Source organism: Acinetobacter sp. ABJ_C1_1 (genome assembly GCF_044684115.1).
In the GTDB taxonomy this organism is placed as follows: domain Bacteria; phylum Pseudomonadota; class Gammaproteobacteria; order Pseudomonadales; family Moraxellaceae; genus Acinetobacter; species Acinetobacter nosocomialis_A.
This window is the reverse complement of sequence record NZ_JBITPU010000008.1, coordinates 131119-147108: the sequence shown is the minus strand read 5'-3', so window position 1 is coordinate 147108 and position 15990 is coordinate 131119. Positions and strand designations below refer to the sequence as shown.

The following is a 15990-nucleotide window of genomic DNA, read 5'->3' as shown; positions in this document are numbered from 1 at the left end:
AAAATATTGAATATAAAAAAGGATTTTTTTTATGTCTACAGAATACTCTCAACCGAGTGCGATTGAACGTGAAACGATGCGCAAGGTAGCGTGGCGATTACTGCCTTTTTTAACGATTTGTTATGTCATCGCTATTATTGATCGTGGCAATATTGGTATGGCTTCATTACAAATGAATGAAGACCTTGGATTAACAGCTACTGCTTTTGGTTTTGCCAGTAGCTTATTTTTCTTTGCATATTTTCTATTTGAAGTACCCAGCAACCTCGCCATGCAAAAATTTGGAGCAAAAGTATGGATTGCCCGAATTATGGTGACGTGGGGGGTAATATCATCCGCAACTGCATTCGTTGAAAGCTCCACATCGTTATATATTATGCGGTTCTTACTCGGTGCTGCCGAAGCAGGTTTTTTCCCTGGTGTAATTTTATATTTAACCTATTGGTTACCTGCCAATTATAGAGCCAGAATGGTGGCAATATTTATGGTGGCAATTCCAGGTGCAAACTTTCTAGGTTCACCATTATCAGGATTTTTATTATCACTAGATGGCTGGATGGGCATGCGTGGATGGCATTGGCTATTTATTTTAGAAGGTATTCCTGCGGTTTTACTGGGTATCGCTTGTTTATTTGTTCTCACTGATCGACCAGAACAAGCAAAATGGCTCAATAGCGAGCAAAAAGCTTGGTTAGTTGAAAGACTACAGTTTGAACGCCAACAAAAAACGCCAATTGGTCATATTTCACTATGGCAACTTTTAAAGAATAAATATATTTGGACTATGATCATTATCTATTCGGGTGCTTCTGCTGCTGGTAGTACGATGAGTGTTTGGGCACCACAATTAATTAAATCATTCGGTTTGAGTAATGTAGAAATTGGTCTAGTCAATGCAATTCCTTATGGCATCGCTTCTATTGCCATGATTCTTTGGGGTCGCAGCTCAGATCGTAAAAATGAACGCCTTTGGCACACAGCAATCGCTCTATTGATGATCTCAATTGGTTTGTTAATTGCTTTGTTCACGTCTTCACTTATTGGCACAATCTTTTTACTCAGTATCGTTTTAATTGGTGCTTATTCTGCAAAAGGTCCTTTCTGGGCTTTGGCATCTTCATGGATGTCACCGAGTACAACGGCGGCAGGTCTAGCAGCCATTGGTGCATGCGCTAACCTGATTGGTGGCGGCATGATGGTGAATATCTATGGCGCAATTCATGATGCAACAGGAAGTCATGCTATCGCCTTACTTCCACTTGCAGCCTTAAATCTCGTATCAGCTATCATGGTTTTCATTATGTCTAGAAAGAAAGCCGTTTTGTTTAACCAACCACAAAGTACTTCGTAAATAGCATAAATAAAAAAGGGGCTAAATCGTGAGCCCCTTTTTATATTTACAATATTAGAATTAATTACGGATACTCTTACCGCCCAAACTTTTTGTTAAATCATCTGCAATTTTGAAGAAAAAATCACTTACAGACTTTGCAATTTCTAAAGTAAAACGGCTCGATGGGCCTGAAACAACCAATGCTCCAACTACATCATTTTGCGCATCAAATACTGGTAATGCCATTGAAGCTGCATGCGGTTCTGTTACACCCGTTGAATAAAAAGGTTCAGTTCTAGATAAAATTTGTTCATGGGTAGATCGTAAGGCTTGAGCGCCTGCAGCCCCATCCATTGGTCGAACTTCGCCCGGCTGAATATGAACACGTAATCGATGAGTAGAATTAATACGATATTGGCAAAGGCGATATGCGCCATGCTTAACGTAAAATGAAGCCGTCTCACCAATTTCATCTACAAGTTGCTGTAAACAAGGCACCACGTGTCGTTCTAAGTCTAAAGCATCTTGATAAATTGTGTTTAAACGCATGACTTCACTAGCAAGCGTATATCGACCATCAGAAAGACGGTTAACAAAACCAAAATCTTCTAGCGAAACAATTAAACGCATGATGGTTGCTTTATTTAATTCTGTTCGTTCAGCGAGTTCTGCTAGGGTTAAAGATTTATCACCTATTCTAAAAGCAGTTAACAAAGTTAAAAGGCGATCAGCCGATGCATTTCCGCTTGTTGCTGGGTGAGGTTTAATTTTAACCATGTTTTTCCTACAATATTTGTATCAATTTTAAATGTATTGAATTTGGTTTTTAACTTTACCATATTTCTTATATTTTACTTCTATCTCTCATCAAGCAACTTCTCTCATCTATAAGTATGCTTAAAATATTAAGTATGGTCTCATTATTAGTATGCTTGTAACTAACAATGAGACCTATATTAATTTCAATATTAAGTCTGTATTACCCTTCTACTTTTTTGTCCTGACTACTTGAATAAATAAAATATAAAGCAATCCCTAAGCAAATTAGCGCTCCTAATCGATACAGCGAAAAAGGAAGCATTTCATTGCCGAACCAGCCAAAGTTATCAATCAATATACTCATCAAAAGTTGCCCAAAAATCACAGCCACAGTAGCAACTGCAGCTCCAATTCTTTGTACAGCCAGTACCATAATGACAATATAAGGTACTCCACACATAGCACCTAACAACTGCCATTTAGGAACATCTAATAAGGTTAATGTTTGTTTTGGTTCAAAGTAAAAAATAAGGAGAGCCGTAATTAAAGCACCGACCGAGAAAGTCAAAAAAGCACTACGAAAAACACCAACTTTCGCTCCAAGTTGACCATTAATTGCGGCCTGTACACTCAGCAAAGCACCACCAATGACGGCGAGAAGAATCATTAAAATTGTCATGCGGGTCTCCTATGCTTTTGCGACAAGTACAAGTGCAGCAACAATAAAGATGAGTGCCAAAATTCGTTTACGGTCTACCTTTCGGCGCGGAGTTCCTAGTAAACCATAGTGGTCAATAATCAGACTTTTAGACACCTGACCCGCTAAAATGCCAATCATGGTCATGGCAATACCAATAATTGGAGTGGTAATGGTCAAAATAATGACGTAAGCAGGGCCAAGAACACCACCCAGCAATTGCCAAGATGGAAGTGTAAAAAATGAGGGGCTATTCCGTGGGCTAAAAAACAACATGAGTAAAAAAGTAAGTGCCGCACCCACGCCAAAAATACTAAAAGTGGCCCACAACTCACCTACTTCCTTTCCTAATGGCCCTAAAAGCCCAGCTTCAACCGATAGCCCCATTCCCCCTAAAATGGTTAGGAGTAGTAATAGAATTTGCATCTACATTGCCTCATCTGTATCTAGGCAACGAATACTAAGATAGCCAATTCATCAGAAAAACAGCATAATTCATGAATCACTTTTGCAGAAATTGCACAAATGGATTTAACAAATTCGATTGATATACGCACGCTTCGGTTCTTTATTAGTGTTTACAATGCTCAAAACTTCTCGAATGTAGCACGTAAAGAAGATGTGTCTGCCTCCATGATTTCTCGAACCATTCAACAACTTGAAGATGCGTTGGGGCAGCAACTTTTCTACCGAAATACGCGAGCAATCACCCCGACCGAATCGGGCAAATTATTTTTTGAATATGCCAAAAAAATTACTGAACAATTTGATGAAGCCCAAAAGGCTTTACAAGATAAAACCATAGAGCCATCGGGACTCGTTCGAATTAATGCCCCTGTGTTTTTTGGACAACGGCATATTGCGCCGTGGCTGGCGGGTTTATCAGAACGTTATCCAAAACTTTTAATAGAATTGATTCAAACCGATGAATTTATAGATCCATTACGCGAAAGCACAGATTTAATATTTCGGATTGGAACGCTGACCGATTCATCATTTCATGCACGTATTTTTGGTACACAAAAATATCATTTGGCCGCTTCGCCTCAATATATTGCCAAATACGGTACGCTTGATCAGCCTAAAGAACTTAATCAACACAAGTGCCTAGTCTATAAAGGCTTTGAAGGGCCTAACCGCTGGTTAGTAAGAAAGCCTGATGAAGAATGGATTCATTACCCGATTACTCCTTTACTTTCTTCAAACAATGCCGAAAGTTTAATGACAGCCGCGCTTCATGGCATGGGGATTGTTTTATTTCCTGATTGGCTGATTGGTGAAGCCTTAAAACAGGGTCACTTAATCAAGCTTTTACCTAAATATGAAGTCGCGATTAAATCACAACCCCAGCATATCGCAGCCATTTATCCTAATGTCCGCCATCCACCACTCAACATTAGAGCAGTGATAGATTATTTTGCTGAAGTCTATGGAGACACACCGTATTGGCAGAATTAAATTTTTGAATAGAGTAAAAAGAGACCATTCAATGGTCTCTTTTTTAATTTATAACAAGTATATAGAAACTAAGATGAATCAATATTTTCCTATTCTTATACGAAAACTATAAGGTTGTCCGTGTTTACTCCAACAAAAAAGCCCATCTTCCGATGAGCTTTTTTTATTGGGATTATTAATCTGTATTAGACTTTAAAGTCTGCTAATACAAATTTTTTTACTATTTCATCAAAATTTGGTTTCAGAAGAGTTGGCTTGCTATCTTTTATAGTTTTATACCAATAACTCGCTGCAACTCCCATGCTAATCAGAGCTAACAATTTCATTGCTCACCTCACTTATTGGGAAGAGTGGAATTCAAATTAACATCCGTGTTTGTAGCGTTCCAACTTGTTTTAGAGAGGTTTCTGTATATATTTTAAGCAATGTGTAATAAAGAAAGCCCACATTTGAGTGAGCTTTCTTTAATACCAATGGTATAATTTTCTTAGACTTGGCCCACTATAACGCAAGTTAGTGTTTATCTTTATATAGGTAAATTCTTAATAAAGATAAAGAAACAAAGCTTCTAAAATGAAGAAATATTTAATTTGAAATTTAATCAATATTCATTTACGAATATAAAAATAAAAGCTCATTATGCGATGAGCTTTTATAAAATTTGGTGGCGAACTGGGGAATCGAACCCCAAGGGCTACTCATTGCTACCAAACTTTTACTTTATCTATCTTTACTTCTCATTTGGAATCCAATCCGCCAGTATCCCTAGAACCAACCAAATGCATATGTTTTTACGATTTAACATCATTTTTCCTCCAATCATCAATTTAGCAAAGTCTTTCAACGTAAACAAAAGTGACGTTAACTGGATTCCAAATGGAAGTAACGTGACAGGATTATAAAAGTCTAGACCACTTACTATTCCAAGCTGAATAGCAGTGTAAGCAAAGCCTTACAAAACTGTTTAAAGAACTGAATATGTTCTTTATAATAAAAATATGCCATAGAGTATTTAAAGGGTCAATACTTTTTAATTATATAATATTAAATATATTATCAATTCCACTATAGCTCATTTTATAAATTAAGCCCATACAAAAAGGGGTTTAAATTCTACCTTCTCTATTACCATCCAAGAGTTGCTGCAATTTGAACTGCTCCTATAGCAGAAGCTATAAACAAAAATATTGCTGGGACTTCAATAGAAATAAACAATCTTATCACTTGCCAAAAAATTACTTTATCATGCTTCCATGATAGATAAATTCTTTTAAAAAAATTAATAAAAGTCTGTTTTAAAGTATCTTTCTTATTCATTGGAATGCCCAAACTTTTAATTCGCTCATCCAATTCATTATTTAGTGGTTTAATAAATTGCATAAAACTAGTGAAACACCAGAAAAATAAAAAACTAATAATCGCTAAAGTAAATATCCAAAAAACTAGCCACTGATAAGTCCAGATAGGTAAATAAACAGCTCGATAAAGTAATAATAAGCAAATCGAACCTAATACTGATTGAGTAACTAGATTTGACATAAATTTAGAAAAAGCTTCTTGTCCGTTCTCACTTAAAATATACATAGGAATCTCCTAAAAATATTAATTTTCATAAACTTAAATTTATTATGTTTGCAAACATGTGAGTAAAATAATTGTATTTCTAATCTTCAGCAAGATACTTAGCAATTGATATTTAACAATTTATATACTTTTTTACAACTGATTTTTTACATTAATTATGGTCTAATCCTTTTTAAATCCAAAGCGCCAACTTTTCCCAGTTAGCGCTTTTTTTTCTTTACAATTTTCTGATTATTTTTTTATAAAATTTTCTAGCGGTGCATTGAGTCAAAGATCAATTTACAGCTTATTCCCAGCTAAAAAGAACTGATTAATATCCCCCACTGAAAAACCTCTCTACCACCACATCCCGTTCCTCCAAACTATTTGAGCTTAAAGCCTGTAGCAGCAAACCATCGATAAGGTTTAAAACCATGTCGGCATCGAATTTTGGCTCTTGAGTTTCTCCACTAAAAATCAGGTCAAAAATTTCATGTCGTAGCCATTTTCGATATTCAAGGGCCATACGGTAGGCCTTTGGGTAAAGTAGTTTTATTTCAAAAATAGCTTTGAGTAAAAGGTTATACAGGCTGTTTAAATTGGTATGTAAAATAATAATTTCTTTGATTTTATCTTTTGAAGTGTAGTAACGGTTTGAGTAAATAATGGCAAGCACTTCTTCTCTGAGCAGGCTTTTTTGAAAGGCGATGCACATTTCAATTAAACCTTCTTTTGAGCCAAAATATTTATAAAAGGTGGATTTGGTGATTTGGGCTTCTTGAGCAATTAGGTCGACCCCTGCTGTGTGAAACCCGTAAGTTATAAATAGGCATATAGCAGTCTGAACAACATGTAGTTTTTTCGAAGATATTTCTAAATTTGGCATAGTTTTACCGTTTTAAATTCTTGTTGTTTCTAAAAGAGATTAAAAAGCCTGTGCCTTTTCTGGGAGAAAAAAAGGCACAGCAAAGCCGTAAAGACTGTGCTTGGCACATCTCAAGTTTTATTGTTGAAGCAAGTTTTTTAGACGTATACTAAAAAAACCTTATATTTAACTCCCGAAATAACTGGGTATCTTTATAACAGCAAAACTCATAAGCCATTAAATAATGAAAGTGGAAATATGGGCTTTAATGGTCGAACTGATAGTAATAATGCCAAAATTAATTTGAGGTCAGATGGTAGCTTTACCATTCCTGCTGTTATAGCAACGTATTACTTTATAAAACCTGACATACAGCAATACACAAACTTTCCTTCAGAAATTTTTATAATTTTTAAGAATTATCAACCTAAAGTTATTGATTATTCAGAAGCATATAATCAACAAGTTCCAGAAGATGTGTCTAGTTTTAGTCACTATAAAAAGATTAATTTGGGTAAAACTTATTTAGATCGTGAATAAGCATATTTTAGGGATTTAAAAAAATGAAAAAATATATAACATTTTTTGTTCTAATAATTTCGTTCTCGCTTGTTTCAGCTTGTACTAAAAAAACCTTATATTTTACCCCTGAAGCAACTGGATATCTTTATGACAGTAAAACTAAAGAGCCTCTACACAATGTAAATGGATATATTAGTTTTTATTTGCCAGATGAGAAATCAACAACAATAAAAGTAAGTAATGATGGTAGCTTTACTATTAAACCACTAACAAAAGAATACTTTTTCATTGAACCTAGTTTGGAGGATTATAAAAACCTCCCACCATTAATTTATATTAGCTTTAAAAATTATCAAAATAAAACATTAGATTACTCAGAAAAGTTTAATGAACAAGTTCCAGAAGAAAAAGCTAATTTTGAACATTATAAAAAAATTGATCTGGGTAAAGTTTACTTAGATCGTGAGTAAACACTCTTACTTAGTTGCATAGCTCAATCCTAAAAGCCCTTCTTTGAGGGCTTTTTTTCACTTGCGCTTCTTATATTTTTATGTATGATTGAGTAATCACTCAATTAATTTATTTGTATATGGCTCGTCCTCGTAGTGAAGATAAACGTAATGCAATTTTAAGTGCTGCTATTGAAACATTAGCAGAGCTTGGCGAACGTGCGTCTACCTCAAAAATTGCAAAAGTCGCTGGTGTAGCGGAAGGTACTTTATTTACCTATTTTAGTAATAAAGAAGAACTGCTAAACCAGTTATATCTTTCACTAAAGGCCGAGCTACGTCAGGTCATGATGCTTAGTTACCCTGCCGATTCTGATTTACAAACACAAATGTCGCACATTTGGCAAAGCTATTTGGACTGGAGTTTAGAAGCTCCGCTTAAGCGAAAAGTCATGGCGCAGCTTTCAACATCGGAACAAATTACCGAGCAAAGCAAACAAATTGGTATGCAAACCTTTTGTGACCTCACCCAAAACATTCAAGAACATATTAACGATGGCAAATTAAGAGATTATCCACCGTTATTTATTGCTTCGATTTTAGGTGCACTTGCCGAAGTTACACTTAATTTTATTGCCCAAGACCCTTCTCAAACCGAGCGTTACCGCAAATCTGGCTTTGAAGCGTTTTGGCATGCAGTTTCAATTTAAATAAAAGAATAAGGATGCACGGCGTCCTTATTTTTAAACCAATTAATGAGTGAGTAAATACTCATTTAATTAAATCAAAATAAGTACTTAGCCCAAGTTCTTATTTGCACATATAGGTTTGTTCCAATAAGGAAAAACAAGATGACTATTTCAAACACAACAGACTTGCCTTCTCCCTTAATGCCATCTCAGCAGCACAATGGCAAATTTAGAAATACACGTCCGAACCAACACAAGCCTTCTTTTGGTAAAACACTTCAGCTTATGTGGAAGTTTCTATTTAACAAGCCAAAAGACACAGTACCAAACAAAGAAATTCCTGTTTTAAGCTTAACCAAAGAACAGCTTTTAAGTGCGCCTGACCGCTCTCTATTTCGTTTAGGGCATTCGACTATTTTATTAAAACTGCGTAATGAGTTTTGGTTAACCGACCCTGTTTTTTCTGAACGCGCTTCACCTTTTCAGTGGATTGGTCCAAAACGTTTTCACCAGCCACCGATTAGTATTGCGGACTTACCACCCATCAAAGGCGTGATTTTGTCGCATAACCACTACGACCATCTCGACTACCATGCAGTTATGCAGCTTAACGATAAGGTTGAGCACTTCTTAACGCCGCTTGGTGTGGGCGATACACTCATTAAATGGGGAATTCCAGCAGAAAAAGTACAACAACTTGATTGGTGGGATACTACCCATGTGGATGGACTAAAATTGGTGGCTACCCCTGCTCATCATTTTTCAGGCCGTGGTATGGGCGATAGCAATGCGACGCTTTGGGCTTCGTGGGTGATTATTGATAACGACTTACGTGTGTTTTTTAGCGGTGACACAGGCTATTTTGATGGGTTTAAAGAGATTGGACACCGTTATGGTCCGTTTGATTTGACCATGTTAGAAACGGGTGCTTACGACCCTGAGTGGCCCGATGTTCACATGCAACCAGAGCAAACTTTGCAAGCACATATCGATTTAAAAGGTCGCCATTTGTTACCTGTGCACAATGGTACTTTTGACTTGGCACTTCATGCTTGGGATGATCCGTTTGAACGTATTGTTGGTTTGGCACATGAAAATAATTTAACGATTAGCACACCGCAAATGGGTCAAATACTCAATTTAAATGAACCAAATGCCGAAAATTATTGGTGGCGTTCGTAGTCTAATATGAGTAAGGCGAACACTCATTTTAAGTGTTCGCCTTATCTTGTTTATAACTTTGAGTGATTTTTACGAAGCACTCTTTTCAAGCTCTTCTATAATCGCTAAAGCTGTTCTTCTAGCAGAAAATGGGTTTTGACCAGTAATTAAGTTGCCGTCTTGAACTACATACGGCACAAAAGGAATAAAAGCCTTTTCATAACGAGCACCATATTCTTTCGCTAACTCTTCAGCATTGTACGGCACTTTTTTCGCTACCCCTGCCCACACTTCTTCACTCCATGCAAAGCCAGTTAACTTTTTGCCTTCTATGAGTCGTTTACCATTTGAAAGTCTGACATTGAGCAAGCCGCAATATCCGTGACAAACACTCGAAACAATGCCGCCTTTTTCATAAATATTTTTGGTGATTTCTTGCAGTTCAGGGTTATCTAAAAAATCCCACATCACACCGTGACCACCCGTATAGTAAATCACGTCATAATCTTCCCAATGAATATCGGAAGGCTTAAATGTATTTGCCAGTAGCGTAATAAAAGCCTGATCTTTTTCTCTGTCTTTAACAGATTTATCTGCAATTAAAGGCACAAGTGACTTAGGTTCAATTGGAGTTTTTCCGCCATTTGGACTGACGATATCTTGCACATAGCCTTGCTTTTCAAACTCGTCATAGGCATGGGTGAGCTCACCTAACCACAGTCCTGTTTGTTGATCTACATCCTTATAGCGTGAAACATTGGTCACGATGTGTAATATGCGTTTAGACATTTTCTCACCTCATTCTTCATATTTATAATTCTATTCTTTCGTCTATCAAAGCATAGAAAGTTGTTACTGAAAATGCGTGCTTGGTAAAGTTATGAACCTTGCTTTTATGCTACTATAAGTTTAAAGTTAGCTTGAATGTCAAGAGAGTATGTGGCTATGAATATTAGCGAGTTATCGAAACTAAGTGGTTTAAGCACCCCTACAATTCGTTATTACGAACAGATCAAACTCTTGCCTAAAGCAAAAAGAAAATCGAATGGTTATCGTGAATATACCGATAACGATTTGAAGCAACTTTCTTTAATCCAGCAAGCCCAGCAAGTCGGGTTTTCTTTAGCAGAAATTAAAGCATTTTTGCCATCGAAAGTTGTCGCTTGGGATCATGATGCACTTATTCAAACGATTGAAACCAAAATTCAGGAAATAGAACTTTTAGAACAGAAGCTAAAAGTCAGTAAGCAAAACTTACGTACCATGATTGATGCGATCAACAACAAACCCGATGAAATTACATGCGAGCAAAATGCAGAACGTCTTATGAATCTCTATTTTGATAAAGTAAAAGCACCGTAATGTTTAACTTTAAATAGAGTTAACTGCTCTCGCGTTGAATAGATGGGTACTGGTATCGACTAAGTAATCAAAGCGTTTAAGTAGCACTCTATAAATCTAAAAAAAACGAATTACAGACCAATGCTGTAATTCGTTTTTTTCATACAGATATTATAGAAAAAATCAGTCAATCTTTTGATAGTGAAGACCAATGGCGCCAGAAGCAAAAGTTTTATTTTCAATAAGTTTAAGATTGGTCTTTTCTTTAATACCGTGGAATAGTGGCAAGCCACTACCAATTAAGACGGGCGAAACTGTAATCTTATATTCATCAATTAAATCAAGTTGCATCAGATAGTGTGCGAACCGTGGACTCCCCAGAATCACCATATCCTTACCCGCTTGCTGTTTAAGCTTATTAATTTCTTCTTCAACATGGTCTTTTACAAGACGGGAATTATTCCATTCAACTGTATCTAAGGTGGTTGAAAAAACGATTTTTTCAGTCTTTTCAATCCACTCCGCGTGATTTCGTTCGTGCTCCGAAGCTTCTGGATTTGAAAGCATGGTTGGCCAGTAATTATGCATCATCTGGTAGGTCGCACGTCCCCAAATCACCGTATCGGCAGTGCTCAAAATTTCTTTGGCATGGTTTGCCAAATCGGCATCGTAAGCAATCCAACCTATGTCCATTGCCCCATTTGGACCTTCCACAAAACTGTCTAGCGATGCATGTAGAAATAGTATGAGTTTTCTCATTATTTTCATTCCTTTGTTATAAAAAAAATTTTATCGCTTCTTAGTATATTCAATTTAAATTATTTCTTATGGAGTGTTTTGTTTTCTGTTTTTCTTTTTATCTATATAAGGCCGTATTTACTTGAAATATTTAAAAATAACCCGAACAAGAATGACTCCTTGTTCGGGACTATCTATAAACATGCTGTTTTAATAAAAGCTTTTAATTAATGACCAGCGGACCAGAACCCGGCAGCTCGGTCACTAATTTATAGCCCATCAGTTTTGCTGGTGTATATGTACCACCTTTAACAGTATTTTTGAGTAAATAATTCACCACAGTCAGTGAACCATTTACGGTAAGGCTATAAGCATTTTCCGTTTGAATGCGAGCAGTTTTGATTTCCCCACGCGTATTTCTTGCCTCCCCCCAAACATAGGTAGGCACTTTCGCACGAAGCTCTTCATTTGGACCCACAACCGTTTTTTCAATACGTGACTTAATAAACTTCTGCACAGCATTGATTTTTAATATTGGGCGTAAATAGTTCATCATTTTCGCGCCAAAAATCATTTTAGGGAATGCAGGTACAAACACTTCAATGTTTGGAATGCCTGTTGTATAGAATGCTGTAGATACGTCTCCCCACGGAACACTCATAGCACTTTTTTTACCGTCACCAAAATCAATGGTCCGAACATAATGTGCTAATGGAACGGTGGTAATTTTTCCATTTTTACGAATTTTTCCGCCTTCGGCCATGCCTTCTGTACTTGTTTTAGCTGTACCCGGTGAAAATCCTGTTCTAGAGTCAAAACCAAGCGCTAAATGGGTCGCATCTGGCAATGCTTCTTTCAGTGCAGCGGCAACACAATCTGTCGGAATCACATCGAAACCAACACCCGGACAAAGCACAATATCGGCTTTTTCAGCTTGGCTGTTCAGTGACTGTGCCAACTCAAATACAGCGATTTCACCCGTAATATCTAGATAGTGAGCACCTGCATTTATACACGCTTCCATCATGGGTTTTGATGTTGCTGAAAATGGCCCCGCACAGTGCATGACCAATTTAAAGCCTTGCAGTTGCTCACTTACCGCATTTACGTTATCAAGCCCAAAAGCTTTATAGTCGAGTCCCAACTCTTGAGCTAATGTTTCAACCTTAGCTTTGTTACGACCAGCCAAAGTTGGTTTTAGACCTTGGCGTACAGCTTCACGAGCGATTAACTCGCCCGTGTAGCCATTTGCTCCATAAATTATCCAGTTTGAATCATTCGGATTTGTCATAACACAACTCACTTATTAAGAAGCAAATGTATAGTCACGCATGCCTTTCTTGTATTGGCGGGTACGGCATGACATCGCTGATTGTTGCAAAATTAAAGCCCAAGCTGGTGAAACATTTGGTTTTGTTTTTTTACCAGCGCTTAAATTACGTAACTGGAATTTCACTACAGCCATATTGGCAAGTGAAGCAAGTGTTTTGTTTTTCCAAGTAATTGGTTTTAACTCTGGTGTAACATTGTGCCCTTGTTTCCAAGCATTTGGCAAATTAGGTTCAATTGCTAAAGCTGTGGCAATACCAACCATATCTACACCGCTTGCAATTACTTTTTCTGCCACTTGTCTACGGCGTATACCACCTGTCACCATAACAGGCATTTTGGCAACTTTTCGAATTTCTTGTGCAAATTCTAAAAAGTAAGCTTCGCGAGCAAGTGTGCGACCATCACGTGCTTGACCTTGCATGGCTGGCGCTTCATAGCTACCGCCTGAAAGTTCAACCAAATCAACTGCATGCTCATTTAACATTTTAACCACTTGTTGAGCATCTTCAGCGCTAAACCCACCACGTTGGAAGTCAGCTGAATTTAGTTTTACTGCCACGGTAAACTGAGGCGAAACCACTTTACGAACTGCTTCCACAATCTCAATTAAAATGCGAGCGCGGTTTTCTAAAGAACCACCCCACTGATCTTGGCGTTTATTGCTGAGAGGAGAAAGAAACTGGCTTAACAAATAACCATGTGCTGCATGAATTTCTACACCAGTAAACCCTGCTTTTTCACCTAAACGCGCTGTATTTGCAAAACGCTGAATCACTTCTGCAATCATAGATTCAGTCATTTCGATTGGCGTGTTAAAGCGATTTGACATTTTTCCTAAATCTAAAGCAACAGCAGAAGGCGCCCATGTTTGTTGTCCTAAATTTGACTGCATTTGGCGACCCGGATGGTTAATTTGAAGCCAAATCTGAGCACCTTTTGAGCGACCAATTTGTGCCCATTTTTTAAAAGTATCTAAATGCTTTTCATCTTCAAGCACTACGCCGCCCGGTCCGGTCATCGCTCGGCGATCTACCATCACATTTCCGGTAATGATTAGACCGACACCACCATTTGCCCAAGCCTGATATAAACGCATTAATTCTTCTGATGGTGCGTGGTTCAAATCAGCCATATTTTCTTCCATTGCTGCTTTAGCAATACGGTTCGGAACATATGAACCATTTGGGAATACTAATTTTTCGAACACTTTCATTGGAATGACCTCATTCAGTATGGCTTTACTTTAAGGTTAAAGCTAACTTTAATGTCAATACCTTTTAGCATTTCTATATTTAATCAGTTGTATTCATTAATTTTTTATATAAAAAAGAGGCCTTAAAATGCCTCTTTTTTTAAAGTTTAAAGCTTCAAATTATTTGCAGATAAAAATTATTTTCAGTTAAAGAAAACTTTATAAATCTTCCAATAATTTCAAAGAAAGCTTTCTCAGCATAGTCAGCTCCTCATCATTCATATGCATTGAACATCGTAACTGATTGGGTAGATCAATCACTTTTTCTTTTATCTCTAAAGCTTTGTCCGTCAATATTACTTTTTTTACCCGCTCATCTTCTTTGATTGATACTCTCTTCAAAAACTCTTTTGCTTCAAGTTTTTGAACCAACGGCGTTAAGGTGCCTGAGTCAAATAAAGTCTTTTCACCGAGTTCTTTTAGAGAAATGTCATCTTCTTCGTACAAAGCTAAAAGAACGATGAACTGAGGGTAAGTTAAATCGAAATCTTTAAGTAATGGACGATACTGACGCGTAAGTGCATTCGCCACTGAATAAAGCGAAAAACAGAGTTGATCACCTAATATCTTGTTTTCTTTCATATTTAAACCAAAAATTAAAATTATCTAAAAATTATTATAAATAATTCTTGATCATAAGTATCTTGTGTGCAAGTATTATATACGCAAGATAAATATTGAACTGAGCTTTCAATAGAACCAACTTCATATTGGACACAAAGCCTTGGTTCAAAGTTGTATTTAAAATTTCTAACTTAAAGTGAGTTTTCACCATGAAAATCGCAACAGCTTTATTAACATCTGCTCTTTTCACTACAGCTGTTTCAGCTGAAGCTATTAATACTCCTGCTCCGACTGCGGGTGTACAAGCATTCCTAGACGTACTCAATTCGGGTAACGGTAAACCAATGGAATTGATGACTCCAAACGAAGCTCGTCAAGTTTTAATCGGCGCACAAAAAGGAGCAAAACTTCCGCCAGCACAAGTTTCAGAGAAAACAATTCAAATAAATGGTCAAAGCATTCAACTAAAAATTGTTAAACCAGAAAATGCTAAAGGCGTTCTTCCTGTATTTATGTTCTTCCATGGTGGCGGTTGGGTGTTAGGCGACTTTGCTACTCATGAACGCTTAATTCGTGATTTAGTTCGCGAGTCTGGTGCAGCGGCTGTATACGTTAACTATACGCCTTCTCCAGAAGCTCACTTCCCTGTAGCAATTAATCAGTCATATGAAGCAACCAAATGGGTCGCTAAACATGGTAAAGAAATTGGTGTTGATGGTAGCCGTCTAGCTTTAGTAGGTAATAGCGTTGGTGGCAACATGGTTGCTGCTGTTGCTCTTCAGATTAAACAATCTGGTGGTCCAAAAGTACGTTACAACGTAATGTTGTGGCCTGTTACCAATGCTGGTTTCGACGATGCTTCTTACAACCAGTATGAAAAAGGATACTTCCTAACTAAGAACATGATGAAATGGTTCTGGGACAACTACACAACCAATGCCAATGATCGCAACAATATTTTGGCATCACCACTTCGTGCTACAAGCGAACAGTTAAAAGACTTCCCACCAACATTAATTCAAACAGCTGAATTAGATGTATTGCGTGATGAAGGTGAAGCTTTTGGCCGTAACTTAGATAAAGCGGGTGTACCAGTGACTGTAACTCGTTATAACGGTTTGATTCATGACTATGGTCTGTTAAATCCGTTAAGCAACGAACCATCTGTGAAGACTGCATTATCACAAGCTGGGTCTGAACTTCAAAAGCATTTGAAATAATGCTTTAAAGCAGTACTAATAATATAAGTGTAATAAAGAAAGCATGA

At 37.1% G+C, this 15990-nt stretch carries 19 protein-coding genes; 8 read left to right on the top strand and 11 right to left on the bottom strand.

All coding sequences use genetic code 11. The annotated features are described in order from the left end of the window. Window positions 1–31 precede the first annotated feature (31 nt). The gene (locus ACG59Z_RS11485; protein WP_400199443.1) at window positions 32–1351 is read left to right on the top strand and encodes an MFS transporter; all 1320 of its coding nucleotides are present in this window, start codon (window positions 32–34) and stop codon (window positions 1349–1351) included. Window positions 1352–1411: 60 nt separating this feature from the next. Here ACG59Z_RS11485 and ACG59Z_RS11480 read toward each other — a convergent pair whose 3' ends face one another. The 3 genes from ACG59Z_RS11480 to ACG59Z_RS11470 form a co-directional block, all read right to left on the bottom strand. Continuing rightward, entirely contained in the window at window positions 1412–2110 is a 699-nt protein-coding gene (locus ACG59Z_RS11480; RefSeq protein ID WP_002050824.1) for an IclR family transcriptional regulator, read from the bottom strand. Between the two features lie 202 nt (window positions 2111–2312). Then, window positions 2313–2771, bottom strand: a complete 459-nt coding sequence (locus ACG59Z_RS11475) for a DMT family transporter (RefSeq protein ID WP_272327588.1) — start codon at window positions 2769–2771, stop codon at window positions 2313–2315. Between the two features lie 9 nt (window positions 2772–2780). Further along, window positions 2781–3215: a DMT family transporter gene (locus tag ACG59Z_RS11470; protein ID WP_017386104.1), complete on the bottom strand. Its 435-nt coding sequence runs from the start codon at window positions 3213–3215 to the stop codon at window positions 2781–2783. Window positions 3216–3314: 99 nt separating this feature from the next. Between ACG59Z_RS11470 and ACG59Z_RS11465 the strand changes: the two genes are divergently transcribed. After that, window positions 3315–4247 (top strand): LysR substrate-binding domain-containing protein, encoded by a 933-nt coding sequence (locus tag ACG59Z_RS11465; protein WP_400199441.1) that lies wholly within the window; start codon window positions 3315–3317, stop codon window positions 4245–4247. A gap of 185 nt (window positions 4248–4432) precedes the next feature. Here the strand turns inward: ACG59Z_RS11465 and ACG59Z_RS11460 are convergent, their stop codons facing one another. The 3 genes from ACG59Z_RS11460 to ACG59Z_RS11450 form a co-directional block, all read right to left on the bottom strand. Continuing rightward, the gene (locus ACG59Z_RS11460; RefSeq protein WP_400199439.1) at window positions 4433–4573 is read right to left on the bottom strand and encodes a hypothetical protein; all 141 of its coding nucleotides are present in this window, start codon (window positions 4571–4573) and stop codon (window positions 4433–4435) included. 799 nt (window positions 4574–5372) lie between these two features. Then, window positions 5373–5831 carry a hypothetical protein gene (locus tag ACG59Z_RS11455; RefSeq protein ID WP_400199437.1) on the bottom strand — a complete coding sequence of 153 codons (459 nt, stop codon included), beginning with the start codon at window positions 5829–5831 and terminating at the stop codon, window positions 5373–5375. Window positions 5832–6141: 310 nt separating this feature from the next. Next, complete coding sequence (locus ACG59Z_RS11450; RefSeq protein ID WP_400199435.1) at window positions 6142–6696, bottom strand: TetR/AcrR family transcriptional regulator; 555 nt, start codon at window positions 6694–6696, stop codon at window positions 6142–6144. Window positions 6697–6933: 237 nt separating this feature from the next. On the opposite strand from ACG59Z_RS11450, the gene ACG59Z_RS11445 reads away from it, so the two are divergent. The 4 genes from ACG59Z_RS11445 to ACG59Z_RS11430 all read left to right on the top strand — a co-directional run bounded on the left by ACG59Z_RS11445 (window position 6934) and on the right by ACG59Z_RS11430 (window position 9517). Then, window positions 6934–7215: a hypothetical protein gene (locus ACG59Z_RS11445; RefSeq protein WP_400199433.1), complete on the top strand. Its 282-nt coding sequence runs from the start codon at window positions 6934–6936 to the stop codon at window positions 7213–7215. A gap of 23 nt (window positions 7216–7238) precedes the next feature. Next, window positions 7239–7667, top strand: coding sequence for a hypothetical protein (locus ACG59Z_RS11440; protein WP_400199431.1), 429 nt, complete (start codon window positions 7239–7241; stop codon window positions 7665–7667). Between the two features lie 119 nt (window positions 7668–7786). Next, window positions 7787–8356: a TetR/AcrR family transcriptional regulator gene (locus ACG59Z_RS11435; protein ID WP_400199430.1), complete on the top strand. Its 570-nt coding sequence runs from the start codon at window positions 7787–7789 to the stop codon at window positions 8354–8356. 141 nt (window positions 8357–8497) lie between these two features. Further along, window positions 8498–9517 carry an MBL fold metallo-hydrolase gene (locus tag ACG59Z_RS11430; protein WP_400199428.1) on the top strand — a complete coding sequence of 340 codons (1020 nt, stop codon included), beginning with the start codon at window positions 8498–8500 and terminating at the stop codon, window positions 9515–9517. 69 nt (window positions 9518–9586) lie between these two features. On the opposite strand, the gene ACG59Z_RS11425 is transcribed toward ACG59Z_RS11430, so the two are convergent. Beyond that, a complete protein-coding gene (locus ACG59Z_RS11425; RefSeq protein WP_396481345.1) occupies window positions 9587–10285 on the bottom strand; it encodes a type 1 glutamine amidotransferase domain-containing protein in 699 nt (232 codons plus the stop codon). A gap of 156 nt (window positions 10286–10441) precedes the next feature. Between ACG59Z_RS11425 and ACG59Z_RS11420 the strand changes: the two genes are divergently transcribed. Then, complete coding sequence (locus tag ACG59Z_RS11420; protein ID WP_396481359.1) at window positions 10442–10858, top strand: MerR family transcriptional regulator; 417 nt, start codon at window positions 10442–10444, stop codon at window positions 10856–10858. A 162-nt stretch (window positions 10859–11020) separates the two neighbouring features. Here the strand turns inward: ACG59Z_RS11420 and ACG59Z_RS11415 are convergent, their stop codons facing one another. The 4 genes from ACG59Z_RS11415 to ACG59Z_RS11400 all read right to left on the bottom strand — a co-directional run bounded on the left by ACG59Z_RS11415 (window position 11021) and on the right by ACG59Z_RS11400 (window position 14741). Further along, a complete protein-coding gene (locus tag ACG59Z_RS11415; RefSeq protein WP_400199427.1) occupies window positions 11021–11596 on the bottom strand; it encodes a dihydrofolate reductase family protein in 576 nt (191 codons plus the stop codon). A 202-nt stretch (window positions 11597–11798) separates the two neighbouring features. Continuing rightward, entirely contained in the window at window positions 11799–12866 is a 1068-nt protein-coding gene (locus tag ACG59Z_RS11410) for a saccharopine dehydrogenase family protein (RefSeq protein WP_396481341.1), read from the bottom strand. Between the two features lie 15 nt (window positions 12867–12881). Beyond that, entirely contained in the window at window positions 12882–14120 is a 1239-nt protein-coding gene (locus ACG59Z_RS11405) for an NADH:flavin oxidoreductase/NADH oxidase family protein (RefSeq protein ID WP_400199426.1), read from the bottom strand. A gap of 198 nt (window positions 14121–14318) precedes the next feature. Then, on the bottom strand, window positions 14319–14741 hold the full coding sequence (locus tag ACG59Z_RS11400) for a MarR family winged helix-turn-helix transcriptional regulator (RefSeq protein ID WP_024437916.1): 423 nt from the start codon (window positions 14739–14741) through the stop codon (window positions 14319–14321). A gap of 191 nt (window positions 14742–14932) precedes the next feature. Between ACG59Z_RS11400 and ACG59Z_RS11395 the strand changes: the two genes are divergently transcribed. Further along, window positions 14933–15943: an alpha/beta hydrolase gene (locus tag ACG59Z_RS11395; RefSeq protein ID WP_005131685.1), complete on the top strand. Its 1011-nt coding sequence runs from the start codon at window positions 14933–14935 to the stop codon at window positions 15941–15943. Window positions 15944–15990: the final 47 nt, after the last annotated feature.